This window comes from Clostridium beijerinckii (assembly GCF_036699995.1).
GTDB classification, from domain to species: Bacteria; Bacillota; Clostridia; order Clostridiales; family Clostridiaceae; genus Clostridium; species Clostridium helianthi.
Window position 1 is genome coordinate 2,403,766 of sequence record NZ_CP144906.1, and the last position, 13,001, is coordinate 2,416,766.

A 13,001-nucleotide genomic window follows, 5' to 3' on the forward strand; every position below is an offset into this window, starting at 1 on the left:
AAATCTAACTTATAATTGGCTTATCTGTATAGATAGCCAATTTAAGAATTCAACTTATTACATGAACATATTTACAAAATTGCTAGAACTTTAAGCTAATGTATTAACTAGAAATCATAAATATATTTGTGTAGAAAACATTTGAAAATGAGCTGTTAAAGGTTCTTAGCTGTAGGTTGTTCCAATTTAGCTTGTCAAACTGAAAGTTGGAGCATGCTAAATTGGATACAACCTGCTGCTTAGAACCTTCAGCGATATTTTCATAGCTTTTCGGAATCAAAATATTTATGATTTCGGTGAGGTATGCGCATAAGTATAGATTATAGTTGGCTTATTTATACATTACTAGGATTTAAAGGTTGTAGTTGCCAATGTAATTTATTTAACTATATAACCTCGAACTCTTTGTACTCCGTAGCTATTCACCCTTCGAAGGTAGTCATGATCGTTTTCACCAGGTTCTCGTTGTACAAATACATCTAATCTATTATCTACTCCAAAATACTTATCTGAACCTTTATCATTAACAGTAACTTGTCCATAACCATCCAAATATATTTGGGTATTTAGAGGTATTACGTTATTTGCAACACCTCCTGGAGTTAATGGCTTATTTTGACAAGTTACTGGACCAGCACTACTATTTTCTGAATCAAGAGATGTATAAAAAGTTAATATAAAATCTCTCCATTCAGGTGTAACACTCTTTTCTTGTTCTTTTTCTTCAGCTTCCTTCTTTTTAATCAATTCTCTTTGCTCAATTTTTTCATTATTTATTTCATCTATAGAATTTTCCTTAAATTCTGTTTTTTCATTATGTGTTATTTCTATATTATTATCTTCTACAACATCTGTTGCTAAAGCGTTAAATGGTGTTATTGTGCTTACATCATATGTATCAAGTATTAAAATAATGCTTAATAAGCACACTAGCCTCTTTACTCTTAGCATTTGTCCACTCCCCTTTGTTGGTGCTTTTTAATGAGACATAATAGGCTCTAATAAATTATAACACAAATGTAAAATATTTACAAAAGACAAAAGGTATTTATAGATATGTACATTTGAGATAACTTATTGAGAGTAAAAGGAAAACAATCAAAATATTAATTGTGGTTTTTAGAAGAAATAACAAAAATGCAATATTTCAGCTAGCAATATATGAATTTTAAGAGAAAGTAAGCAATTATATAATAAGGAATCTAATAAATAACAGTAAAGAAAAATTGTAAATTAATAATTTATAGATAAATTAATTGATGTGTTTGTAATGTTTAACAAATATATGCAATGATGTTTAATATAGTATTAAAATATGGTAATATAGATATGTAATTATGTATAAGCCTTTATAGCAATAATATGGAACTAAAAAATGCAGTCATTAGTTTGGCTGTATTTTTTATGCAAATTAATAGTGGTATAATAATTATGGTTAGTCGTTTTAATATAAAAAGGTATTAATCAGAATAAACTTAAGAAAAGCTAGGAGTTTTTATTTATGCATGACAATTTATTATTAATAGACGGTTCATCTCTTTTATCTTGCTGTTTTTTTGGTAATCTTCCAAGAGAATATAGATTTGCTAAAACGGATGAAGAGAAGGATAAATATATTGAAAAATTACGTCAGTCACCTAAAGGCGAGTTCACTAATGGTGTCTTTACAATGATGGCATCAATACTTAAAATGATTAAAAATCAAAATCCCACTCATATTGCTGTGGCTTGGGATTTAACTAAAGAATTTACCTTTAGAAAAAAAATATATTCAGAGTATAAAGGTACTAGAAAGGATATGAGAAGTGAGCTAGGAAGCCAGTTTGCATTAGCTCAAAAAGTTTTAAAAGAAATGAATGTTCCAGAGTTTGTGTTTAAAGAGTATGAAGCAGATGATATAATAGGTACCTTGGCAAAGAAATTTGGAAGATCTATGAGAGTTAGCATTTGGACTAAAGATCAAGATTGTCTTCAACTTGTTGATGATAATGTAAGGGTATGGCTTATAACTTCAAAGTGTACCGATATGTACGAAAGTCTTGGAATAAATATTAAAGAACTTAATATACCTAGCGGAGTTTTTGAATTTACTACACAGTATGTAAATCATTTTTATGGTGTGGATCCTATCCAAATTATTGATAGAAAAGCTATAGAAGGCGATGCTTCTGACAATATTCCGGGAATAAATGGAGTTGGAGAAAAGTCTGTTATACCATTACTTCAAGAATTTGAAACAGTGGAAGGTATATATGATTTTATAGAAAATTCACCTGAAAAAGAAATAAAAAAAATGTTCAAAGATCTTGGCATATTACGTTCCCCGTTAGCAAAGTTAGTTGAGGAATCAAATGAAAAAATAGTCGGGAAAAAAGCAGCTTTGCTTTGCAAACAATTGGCCACTATAAAGTGTGATATAGAAGAACTTAATAATATAACAATAGATCAATTGAAACTTCAAATAGATGAAGAGGGAATGAAAAACATATTTACTGAACTTGGATTTACAAATTTGCTAAATTAATGGGTAATATATTTCTAGTGATTAAATATATGGGAAACATACTTTAATACATAAGTAATAAAAAAGCTATTTATAGATAAGTTGATAAATGTTAAAATAAATGCAAAATATAACATTCATACATAAGTGATATATATTAGGAGGAATAAGTTATGAAATTTTGTTGGAGTACTTTAAAAGTTAAAAATTTAGAAGAATCATTGAAGTTTTATCATGAGATTGTTGGTCTTAAGACTAATAAAAGATTTAATGCAGGACCTGGAAGGGAAATTGCATTTTTAGGAGATGGAGAAACTAAAATAGAACTAATATGTGATGAGGAAGTAAAAGAAGTAAGTTATGGGGAGCATATTTCTCTTGGATTTGAAGTTGACTGCATGGACGAGAAAATAAACTTTATTAAGGAAAAAGGAATAGAAATTCATAGTGGACCATTTCAGCCAAATCCTAATACTAAGTTTTTTTATGTTTTAGATCCTAATGGATTGAAGATTCAATTTGTAGAAAATAAATAATCACAAAGCTGTTGGAATTCTAGATAGATATTTAATAAAGCTGAAAATCCTTCAAATCTGAGGATTTTCAGCTTTTTAAACAATAGTTTAATTAACAGAAAATTTTAGTTTTAATATTTTACCATTTTCCTTTGCTCATATGCGCTGCTAATTCTGCTTTTGATATTTGCTTAATAGTCCAAGCGCTATTTTTAGCTTTTTCAAAAGCTGTTACACAAGTAGGATCTAAATTTAAGTCTATTCCTTCTCTAGAAAGTTTGAAAATTTTGTCAGCTAAGTTAATGATCTCTAAATGAATGTCATTAGTTCTATCAGAGTGATAGATTTTATCAGCTTCTTCACTAGTTAATTCGACAAATTTTTCTCTAGGAACTCCACATTTTGGACACTTCTCTGGAGCTTCTACTCCTTCACATATAAATCCGCACACACTACATTTAAATAATTTCTTCATAATTATTCCTCCCTTTAATCATACCATTAGATTATTAAAACATATACTAAGTAAATGTTCTCAATGTTATTAATTTGACATAATTGGTTAAAATCCTCCTAAAATTGAAAAAAAACTTAAAAATATTTTTCTTTAAAATATAGATTGACGTACATAATTTAAGTATGTAAAATTAGGATAAATAAAGAATGTAATCCATAATAGTAAGGAAATGAGGTGTTTGAATGAAGGAGGATTTATTATATTCTGAAAATAAAAAGGATAATAGAATATCATTATTAGATATATTTACAAAAAACACTATTAAATTTAAAAATTTAATTAAATATAAATTTAAAAAATCTAAAAAAGCAGAGAAGCTAACATTAGAATCTGCAAAAAAACAGTTTGAAGAGCTTAAAGCTAAGAAAGAAGAATTGGAAAAGTATGAAAATGAATTTCTTGAGTATGATGATCAATTAAAAGAAATGGATTATTGTCTAATAAAATCCAATGATTTAAACTCTGTAATCAGCTGTAAAAAAGAGAGTCTATCTCGAAGGTTCTTTAAATATGAGAATGTGAATATTGATAGTAAAGCAATAAATGCATTAATGTTTTTTGGGAAAGAAAGTATTATTCAGATAGAAGAAACTATAGGCCAGTTAAATAAGGAAGAAATCTCAATAGAAAAAACATATAAGTTAAGTAAATTTAGGATTAAGAATATATGTGATTTATATATAAGTTATGAAGAAAATAAATATGTAATAAAAAATATAGAACCTTTAGACAAGGAAATATATGGAACATTGAATGAGATCACAAACAAATATGAAGAGTATCACTTACAAAATAAAGAAATAAGAGATAAATTTATTAAAGCTTTTTCTGATGCCAAGTATGAACTAAATATTGCTAGCCCATGGATGAATAACTATGTGGTTAATAATAATTTAATAAATATGATGGAGAATTTACTTTCAAGAGGCGGAGCTATCAAAATTATATATGGTATAGAAGAAAATAGCTCTATTTATCACATTAAAAAGGATAGTAATAATAGAAGTAAGAATAGAAATAGCGATATGATAGCTGAAAGACTAAAGGATAGATTTAAATATTATGGAGGGAATTTTAAAATAAAAAAGGTGAATTCCCATAATAAGCTTTTAATCTGTGATGAGCAATATTATATGGAGACAAGTTTTAATTTATTATCTTTCTCGGGAGAATATGACGAGAATTCTAAGGACATTAGAGATGAGGGGGCAACTTGTAGCACTAATATAGAGGTTATAAAAGATTTGAGAAATAGATACTTTAGTTTTTAGTAGACAATTAGTAAAATAAATAATAATCGATGCTTAAATTAAATATAAATCATTAAAATTAAAACGGGATGTGTTGAAATTAGAAAATATACATATCTCGTTTTATTCTTTTATAAAAACTTATTGATACTTAGAATTAAATATCAAAATTTAATTGGCATTAATAACATATTGGTTAAATAATATATGCGCTGAGATAGAAAAGGTGTACAAATTTGATGTAGAGTATTAAATTATACTTATTCATATAGTTATGATTTATTAATCGTTATCCTGTGGGAATTATAAGAATAAATTAAACCAAAAATCCAACCTTGCTTAAATTCAATATTACCTATTTCGTCAAAAAAATACATAACTTTTTAATGGTATTCATTTGAAAAATGGCAATAAATTAATAAAATAAACTTTTACAATGAAAAACAATGAAATATTAAAAATATTGTATAAATATTAGCGCGATGATATAATAAGATTCAAAGAATAATTTATATAAGTTTTCATTTATTTCCATTAAATTTCTGCATATTTATGTAAGATATTGGGGCGGTGATATTTATAATTAATAGAATTAGAAATACAGTGATAGGAAGAAAGGGTTCATTAAGGCTTTTAATTAGTGTATTGTTTATTACACTTATGGCTGCAACTGTTGGTATTATAACCTGTATTATATTTAATAATTGGAAAAGTTCGGTGAATAATACTATTATGAAGGTTGAAGACGATTCCAATCAGGATGTTTTTAGCGAAATACAATCGATATTTAGCATACCTCTATATAACAATGAGGTTAACCACACTTTGATTGAAAACAAAGTTATAGACATGCATAACAAAGATCAGAGAGATACTTTTTTTGCAGGAATAGTTAAATATAGTAGTGATGAGATTTATAGTTTTAGCTTTGGCACAGAAGATGGTGAATACTATGGTGCTAGAAAAGATGGAAATGACGAGATAGAAATATATAGAAGTACACCTGAAACAAAAGGTCATTCTTTATATTATAATGTAGATGAAAATTTAAAACAAGGGGATTTGGTTAATGACTATGGTGATTTCGATCCTAGAACAAGAGATTGGTATATAAGCGCTAAAGAAAATGGAAAACCGGTATTTTCTTCCGTTTATAAACATTTTACAAAAGATGATTTGGCTTTGTCAGCGGCATATCCTATTTATAATAAAGATGGGAGTATTCAAGGGGTAATGGGAACACATATAGTTCTTTCTACTCTTAATGAATCTTTGGAAAAAATCGCTAATGAGAATTCGGCTTCAATATATATAGTTGAAAAGAGTTCTGGATTTCTAGTTGCGAATTCGTTAAACAAAACTAATTTTGAAATACTTTCTGATGGAAATATTAATAGAACTTTGGTTAAGAATATTACGGATAAATCAATTAATGATGCATATGAAAACTATATTAATACCTCTAGTACAAACTTTATTTCGGAAGTTAATAATGAGAATTACCATACTAAAATATTTGAGTATAATAAAGATGGTTTAGATTGGCTTATAATAACGTCTATTCCAGAGGCTGTTTTTACAAAAGAAATAAGGAACAATATTAATATAGCTATAGAACTTACTCTGATTGCTCTTATTATAGCTGCTATTATTCATATGAAGAGTACTAAAATCATATTAAAACCAATAAATCATTTGATAGAGATATCTGATAAATTTTCTAAGGGTAATTTATCAGAGAGGGCCAAGGTTTTTAGAAATGATGAAATAGGAAGTTTGTCTAAGGCTTTTAATAGCATGGCAGAAGAACTATGTTCGTTTATAAACAATCTTGAAGAAAAAGTTAAAGAAAGGACAAATGAACTGATTATTGCAAAAGAAGCAGCTGAACAAGCTAATATGGCCAAAAGTCAATTCTTAGCTAATATGAGTCATGAAATAAGAACTCCTCTTAATGGAATTGTTGGATTTTTAAGTATCTTAGAAAAAACTGACCTAGATAGTACTCAGCAAGATTATGTTGGAACAATTCAAACTTCTTCTGAAACATTGCTTGTAGTTATAAATGATATACTTGATATTTCTAAAATTGAAGCAGGGAGAATGGAAATAGAGAAAGTCGCTTTTGATATTCGTTCTGTAATTGAAAGCACTATATTTCTTTATGATGCAAAAGCAAGAGAGAAGGGGCTTGAACTTAATATGCTTATAAATTCAGCCATACCAAGTTGTTTAATAGGAGATCCTACTAAAATTAGACAAATTATAAGCAATTTAGTTAGCAATGCAGTCAAATTTACACACAATGGAGAAGTATTTATAGAAGTTTCAGTTATAAAAGAAATGAACACTGAAGTACAGCTTTATTTTGAAATAAGAGATACAGGAATAGGTATGGATGAGAAAGAGATAAGTAAGCTTTTTAAACCATTTAGCCAGGCTGATTCTTCATCAACTAGAAAATATGGAGGGACTGGGTTAGGTCTTGCGATATGTAAAAAATTAGTTGAGATGATGGGTGGTACTATAAGTGTAAAAAGTGTAAAAAATAAAGGGACGACCTTTTGTTTTAATTTAGTACTAGATAAATCAGAACAATCGGTAATTCAAATTCTTCCTGATTATTCTATATTTAAAGGTAAACGAATATTAGTTATTGATGATTATGAGATGAATCGTTATATAGCAAAAGTTTATCTTGAAGAGGTTGGGTGTATGATTGATGAGGCGGAAAGTTTAAAGTCGGCATTAAATATGCTTATAAATAATCAGAAAGCATACGACGTTATTTTGATTGATTACCAAATGAAGGAGATAACTGGTTTTGAACTTGTTGAAATAATGAAGGAAAGAGGATTAATAAATGACATTCCTTTGATACTATTGACTTCAGTTACAGCAAATTCTGAAGCAAGGATAGCGAAGGAAAATAAATTTTCAGGATATATTTCAAAACCTTATAAAAGAGCTGATTTACTTGATTGTGTTGCGATGGTGATTAAAGGAGATGACTATAAAATATATAATGATGATGTTTTTATAACAAAGCAAAATATTGATGAAGCTAAATATAATAAAAAGATAAAAATACTTTTAGTAGAAGACAACGATATAAACATAAAATTTTTTGTTAATAGTTTAAAATTAAATGGATTGACTTGTGATATTTCTATTGATGGGGCAAGAGCGTTAAAAGCATGTGAGAACAAGGAATACGATATAATTTTTATGGATTGTCAGATGCCAGTTATGGATGGCTATGAAGCAACAAGAAAAATTCGTTTGTTAGGAAGTTATAAAAATATTCCTATAATAGCTATGACTGCTTACTCTATGAAAGATGATGAAAGTAAGTGCTTGGAAGCAGGAATGATTGATTACTTAAGCAAACCTTTTACTGTTGATCAAGTTATGGAAATGTTAGAAAAGCATGTGAAAAATATTCATAATGATGATATGAACATTTTGAGTAATTTAAATGACGATGGTTTTGAGATGAATCAAGGTGATTATTTTAATGAAATAGTAAAAAGTCTTATAGAGGAATCAGGATTTGATGAGCGTTTTTGCACAGAACTGCTTGAAGAATTTTGTGGGCAATCAAAGAAAATTCTGAGCCAAATTAAAGAATGTGTAGATCGAAATGATTTAAATGAATCATATAAACTTCTACATAAACTAAAAGGGTCAGCAGGTACTGTAAGAGTTAATGATATAGCTGAATTTGCTTTACAAGCAGAAAATGCTGCAAAAAATGGTGATAAAGATTTATTAATGAAAGCAGTCTATAGTATGGAAAAAACGCTAAAAAAACTTGTAATGGAAAATGAATGAGAAATAAATAAAAAAGGTGATAGAAGAATTGAAAAGAACTATTAATAATTTTGTTTTAGTTTAGCTGATGTTTCTATTAATAGATGCTTAATCAGTATGAATGTCGCTTATGAATAATATTTTAGATAAAATTGATTTTTTAAATAATTTAGCTATATGTAATTTTGATTAATTACATATAGTTGTTTTTTTGTAACGGGATTTATTCTTCGCAATTAACATGTTAATTTAGGTTTAATAACAACTCGTAAATTTTGAAACTAATCCCTAAAAAGCTAATTGAATTAAAAAATGAACTATTTGTGAAAAAAATATTGCAAGTGCTCTATAATAATAGTAGTATTAAATAAAGGTATTGTATATAAAAAAAGTATTAAGAGGTCTAATGTGGAAAAAGAAGTATATAGCTGAAATTAGACAATATTCTATCAATTAAGAAAAATAAATGTTAAAAATTTCAAAAGGTATAAAAATATTTAAGTTATTATAGGGTGGGGGAATGAGAGAAATGTGTAATGAATGTTATTTAAGAAGCCGTGTAGAAAAATGGAGACAGAGATTAGATACTATGATTATTAAAAAGAAAGGCAATTTTTTGGATGATGAGATAATTGCTTTGAATCAATATGTTGGTGATTTGATAGCTGAGTGCATAGATTGTAATGCTTTTAAGTTTTATAAAGTTGGCAGAAGAAATACTGTTGTAGATAACAAGCAACGAGATGTGTATTATTATGGGGACTACAATTTGTTTATTAATTTGTATAATTATATAGAAGAAGGTATAAGAAATAGTGAAAAAGTTCATATTTCTATTCAGAAAAATCTCTACAAGAAATTAAAAAATTTACTTATAATTAATGGAATTTCTATTGAAAAGGTGCAATTTATATGTATAGAAGACATGAAGAAAATTATTCGTAATAAGAGTAATTCAATTAGTTTTAGTGAAGAAATAAAAATGAGTGAAAATAATGGATATGAGAAAAATAGATGGATAATTCAATCTTCTTTGCAAAAATATTTTTTACAGCAGGAAGATTATTGGAATCGATATAATGAAAAGTTTAATTCAAGTATTCTTTGCGTACATGATGCTTCTCTATATATACATAAAAATGCTCATTTAGAATTAGGACGTGAATTGTTAAATAAATATCAATATCATTCTAAAAAAGAAAATTATCAAGTGGGGATTTAAAATTTATATTTTGAGAGTGTTTAACATAGTACAAAAAAGTAGGCAGTTAATTCTAACTGTCTACTTTTTGCGCATAGAAGTATAAAAATACACGTTTGATTAATATTTTACGGATGGAAGGATAGCGGTAAGAATCTCTTTTAGTACATATAAATCTTTCTCATGAGCATGATTTATTATATCTATCAAGTCATCTTTATTAACATTAAGGGCTCTTTCGCCGTAAACTAAAAAGTCCAAAGAAATATGTAGAGTTGAAGCAATCTTAATTGTAGTCGGAAGCGACGGGTGACGTTGCCCCAATTCAATCTGGCTTAAATAAGTTGGAGATATACTAACCAATTCTGAAAACTTTTCTCTAGTTAAGCCGTTGCGTTCTCTTTCAGCTTTTATACGTTTTCCAATATCTATATAATTAATATTATTCAAGTTTATCATTCCTTTTTTTATATAACTTTATATTTTAAAGGCAAATAACAAAAAAAGCTATTTGAGTTCGTTTATGAAAATTAAAAGATATAAGTTTCTCACAAAAATACTATTAAGCGCATTAACTAAAAATATATGCTTTTTAAAGAAATTAAAAGAATAAAGGAATATTTAACTTGGGAAATTCTAATTGAAGCAGAAAATCTAAATGATGTTGTCCCAATTTAAGTTGGTCTTAATAAGCTGATTTATCAGCTTATTTAAAAATAATCTTTAGTTATTCCGTTAGGTTTTCTTTTAGTTTTTCATAATTTTTTAATATCTGTGAAATCAATATTATTTAATTTATCTCTCTTTTTATATAACTGTACATTCTTAAGCAATATAACAAAAGTAGCTATTTGAATTAATTTATGAACTATTTGCAAAAAATGTTGCCAGAGAATTATAAAAATAGTACTATTAAGTTAGGGTATAAAATCAATAAAATGCTATTAGGAGGGTATTATGGAAGAATTGGAAGTTAAAATAGAATCTGTTAGAGAGTATCTAAACAAACTAGTTGGTGAAGGAGATATTTGTAGAAATGATGAGATAATTTGCATTAGCATTAAATTGAATCACCTTATTAATCAGTACTACATAAGCAAAAAATACTAGTTTACATAAAAAGATTTTTAGTAGAATTAAGCTTTGAACTAATTAATATTAAATTATAAATTTAATATGTTTTTATACCTTGAATTTTTTATTAAAATTATTTATTAAATTTAATTTATATATTTAGATAATTCTAATCCAATATAAGGATAAATGTCAATATATGAGGGAGATTAACTTTTTATACTATGTTCTTATATTTATTATTACATATGGTTATATATTAGAGGAGAATTGTTAATTTCTCAATTAGGAAATGTTAAAAGTGGGTTGGTGATTTTGGGAAAGATAATATATCCACAGAAATGGATATGTAATACTAAAAAGATGAAAAAATAAAACATGTAGTAAGATAGCGATTTAAGTAAAAATGTACTAAGAAAGAAAGGGGAATGGTTAAAAAAAGAAGGCGCTTATACAAATTTTAAGAAATTTACGATTGAGAAAAAAAGAGGGGTTATGGGAGGCATAAAGATGAAAAGTACATACGCAAGAGATATTGTTCAATTACTAGAGAAAACTAACTATAATGAAGTGATGGTCATTAGAAGTAAATTATCAGATGAAGATATTGAAGTTATAAATTTTTTTGCTGATCAATATCAAAAGAATGTCATGTTTGCTTCAATGCATGAAGCTTTATTTAATGAAAATGATAATCCGTTAGTTTTAAAATATTAGATTTATTTTGGTTGAAAAAAGAATATTTATAAGAGGGTGTAAAATTATGTGGGGAATTTTAAAACAAGACAAAAAAGAGTTAAGAAAAAATTTAAATTGTAGAATTTGTCCTTCGATTTATGAGGAAATTGATGGAATAAATGAGAGTATAGTAAAAGATATTAATCAAGTAAACATTACAGATGAGAAAATCATATTTGATATGATGAATAGGCGTAATATGCGTAAATATAATCATAAGCATGATGTTAAATTGTATTTGTTAGTTTGATTTGATAATTTTATATTAAAAATTTAGAGGGGATAATTCTATTCAACATTAGATGGGTATTAATATATTGAGGGTAGCATATGAGAAATGGTATTTATATATGAATAATATATTGCTTGCGGTGAAAATATAGTGTGATTGATGAAAATTATTATGTTTTTTGGAAATTAAATAAAAAGTATAGCTAGGTATGAAATATGCCTAGCTTTTATTATTACTGTGATGAATATTGATTAAACATTAAAATTGGAATATTGATTTTGGGTTATCTATTAATGCAATTTTATAAAAAATGAATTTATATGTAAAAGGATAAATGATTATAGAAAAAATCGTATTACAATTTAATTTTAATAACGACAAATAGATACAAATAATATTATAAAAACAAGGATAGAAAAAGAAAAAACACAGAAAAAAGTGATTAAATGACGAAAAAAAGAAAAAATATTCTGACACAAAAAGAAGGTTTTTGAGTGTATTTTGTAGAAAAATTTAATTACATAAAAGAAATGAATTTCTAGGAAGGTGGTTGACTATGGGATTAATCAGGCTGAGATTTAAATAGGGAGATTATGAGTGGTAAAAGTAATTCGAAATTTTAACGTAGGAAAATATGTATGAGAGGTGAAAAGGGATGGATTTAATATGGGATAAAATGTGGTCGGTTGGTGTTGATAAGATAGATAGACAACACAAAGAATTGTTTAATAGAATTAATTTACTTGTATGTTCTATGAAAAGTGCAAAAGGAAAAGAGGAGATGATTACAACTTTGAATTTTCTTGAAGAGTATGTAATTAGACATTTCAACGATGAGGAGGAAATTCAAAAGAAAAATAATTATCCTAATTATGAGATTCAGCATAAGGAACATGAAATTTTCAAAAATAATTTAAAAGAATTGAGAAAAGTGTTCGAAACTACAGGCGTATCTACGTTATTTGTAATAAGCGAACAACAAAAAATGTCCCATTGGTGGCGAAAACATGTAATAGAATTGGATAAAGATATAGGCAAGTTTCTTATGGATGTTTAAACAGATTGTTTATGTAATCTTAAAGGAATCAGCAAAATAAAATTCATAGTGGTTTACTGTGGTAGATTTAAAATTGGGTATAAGACAATAGAGGTTATGGA

General features: G+C 26.8%; 12 protein-coding genes. 9 read left to right on the forward strand and 3 right to left on the reverse strand.

Features of this window, described 5'->3' with window-relative positions:
- Nucleotides 1-378: 378 nt before the first annotated feature.
- Nucleotides 379-951, reverse strand: coding sequence for a 3D domain-containing protein (locus tag PZA12_RS11135; protein ID WP_078115741.1), 573 nt, complete (start codon nucleotides 949-951; stop codon nucleotides 379-381).
- Nucleotides 952-1,501: 550 nt separating this feature from the next.
- Between PZA12_RS11135 and PZA12_RS11140 the strand changes: the two genes are divergently transcribed.
- Together PZA12_RS11140 and PZA12_RS11145 are read left to right on the forward strand one after the other, a co-directional pair.
- Nucleotides 1,502-2,524: a 5'-3' exonuclease gene (locus PZA12_RS11140; protein WP_078115740.1), complete on the forward strand. Its 1,023-nt coding sequence runs from the start codon at nucleotides 1,502-1,504 to the stop codon at nucleotides 2,522-2,524.
- A gap of 152 nt (nucleotides 2,525-2,676) precedes the next feature.
- Nucleotides 2,677-3,039 carry a VOC family protein gene (locus PZA12_RS11145; RefSeq protein WP_078115739.1) on the forward strand — a complete coding sequence of 121 codons (363 nt, stop codon included), beginning with the start codon at nucleotides 2,677-2,679 and terminating at the stop codon, nucleotides 3,037-3,039.
- A gap of 118 nt (nucleotides 3,040-3,157) precedes the next feature.
- Here PZA12_RS11145 and PZA12_RS11150 read toward each other — a convergent pair whose 3' ends face one another.
- Nucleotides 3,158-3,493 carry a rubredoxin-like domain-containing protein gene (locus PZA12_RS11150; protein ID WP_077839689.1) on the reverse strand — a complete coding sequence of 112 codons (336 nt, stop codon included), beginning with the start codon at nucleotides 3,491-3,493 and terminating at the stop codon, nucleotides 3,158-3,160.
- Between the two features lie 224 nt (nucleotides 3,494-3,717).
- Here PZA12_RS11150 and PZA12_RS11155 point away from each other — a divergent pair, with 224 nt between their 5' ends.
- From PZA12_RS11155 to PZA12_RS11165, 3 genes are all read left to right on the forward strand, one after another.
- Entirely contained in the window at nucleotides 3,718-4,806 is a 1,089-nt protein-coding gene (locus PZA12_RS11155) for a hypothetical protein (RefSeq protein ID WP_078115738.1), read from the forward strand.
- A gap of 696 nt (nucleotides 4,807-5,502) precedes the next feature.
- Nucleotides 5,503-8,619, forward strand: a complete 3,117-nt coding sequence (locus PZA12_RS11160) for a response regulator (RefSeq protein ID WP_338481383.1) — start codon at nucleotides 5,503-5,505, stop codon at nucleotides 8,617-8,619.
- A 499-nt stretch (nucleotides 8,620-9,118) separates the two neighbouring features.
- Entirely contained in the window at nucleotides 9,119-9,820 is a 702-nt protein-coding gene (locus PZA12_RS11165; RefSeq protein ID WP_077839687.1) for a hypothetical protein, read from the forward strand.
- Between the two features lie 99 nt (nucleotides 9,821-9,919).
- Here PZA12_RS11165 and PZA12_RS11170 read toward each other — a convergent pair whose 3' ends face one another.
- A complete protein-coding gene (locus PZA12_RS11170) occupies nucleotides 9,920-10,258 on the reverse strand; it encodes a helix-turn-helix domain-containing protein (protein WP_012058388.1) in 339 nt (112 codons plus the stop codon).
- 498 nt (nucleotides 10,259-10,756) lie between these two features.
- Between PZA12_RS11170 and PZA12_RS11175 the strand changes: the two genes are divergently transcribed.
- The 4 genes from PZA12_RS11175 to PZA12_RS11190 all read left to right on the forward strand — a co-directional run bounded on the left by PZA12_RS11175 (nucleotide 10,757) and on the right by PZA12_RS11190 (nucleotide 12,900).
- Nucleotides 10,757-10,909 (forward strand): aspartyl-phosphate phosphatase Spo0E family protein, encoded by a 153-nt coding sequence (locus PZA12_RS11175; protein ID WP_017212648.1) that lies wholly within the window; start codon nucleotides 10,757-10,759, stop codon nucleotides 10,907-10,909.
- A gap of 474 nt (nucleotides 10,910-11,383) precedes the next feature.
- Entirely contained in the window at nucleotides 11,384-11,590 is a 207-nt protein-coding gene (locus PZA12_RS11180) for a hypothetical protein (protein WP_012058389.1), read from the forward strand.
- Between the two features lie 46 nt (nucleotides 11,591-11,636).
- Nucleotides 11,637-11,861 (forward strand): hypothetical protein, encoded by a 225-nt coding sequence (locus PZA12_RS11185; protein ID WP_077839686.1) that lies wholly within the window; start codon nucleotides 11,637-11,639, stop codon nucleotides 11,859-11,861.
- A gap of 637 nt (nucleotides 11,862-12,498) precedes the next feature.
- Complete coding sequence (locus PZA12_RS11190) at nucleotides 12,499-12,900, forward strand: bacteriohemerythrin (protein WP_077839685.1); 402 nt, start codon at nucleotides 12,499-12,501, stop codon at nucleotides 12,898-12,900.
- The last annotated feature ends 101 nt before the right edge of the window (nucleotides 12,901-13,001 follow it).

Excerpts from the sequence above, each read along its gene's own strand:
- PZA12_RS11150 (WP_077839689.1), bottom strand. The coding sequence starts at position 3,493 with ATGAAGAAATTATTTAAATGTAGTGTGTGCGGATTTATATGTGAAGGA.
- PZA12_RS11135 (WP_078115741.1), bottom strand. The coding sequence starts at position 951 with ATGCTAAGAGTAAAGAGGCTAGTGTGCTTATTAAGCATTATTTTAATA.
- PZA12_RS11155 (WP_078115738.1), top strand. The coding sequence starts at position 3,718 with ATGAAGGAGGATTTATTATATTCTGAAAATAAAAAGGATAATAGAATA.
- PZA12_RS11165 (WP_077839687.1), top strand. The coding sequence starts at position 9,119 with ATGAGAGAAATGTGTAATGAATGTTATTTAAGAAGCCGTGTAGAAAAA.
- PZA12_RS11140 (WP_078115740.1), top strand. The coding sequence starts at position 1,502 with ATGCATGACAATTTATTATTAATAGACGGTTCATCTCTTTTATCTTGC.
- PZA12_RS11145 (WP_078115739.1), top strand. The coding sequence starts at position 2,677 with ATGAAATTTTGTTGGAGTACTTTAAAAGTTAAAAATTTAGAAGAATCA.
- PZA12_RS11180 (WP_012058389.1), top strand. The coding sequence starts at position 11,384 with ATGAAAAGTACATACGCAAGAGATATTGTTCAATTACTAGAGAAAACT.
- PZA12_RS11185 (WP_077839686.1), top strand. The coding sequence starts at position 11,637 with ATGTGGGGAATTTTAAAACAAGACAAAAAAGAGTTAAGAAAAAATTTA.
- PZA12_RS11175 (WP_017212648.1), top strand. The coding sequence starts at position 10,757 with ATGGAAGAATTGGAAGTTAAAATAGAATCTGTTAGAGAGTATCTAAAC.
- PZA12_RS11170 (WP_012058388.1), bottom strand. The coding sequence starts at position 10,258 with ATGATAAACTTGAATAATATTAATTATATAGATATTGGAAAACGTATA.
- PZA12_RS11190 (WP_077839685.1), top strand. The coding sequence starts at position 12,499 with ATGGATTTAATATGGGATAAAATGTGGTCGGTTGGTGTTGATAAGATA.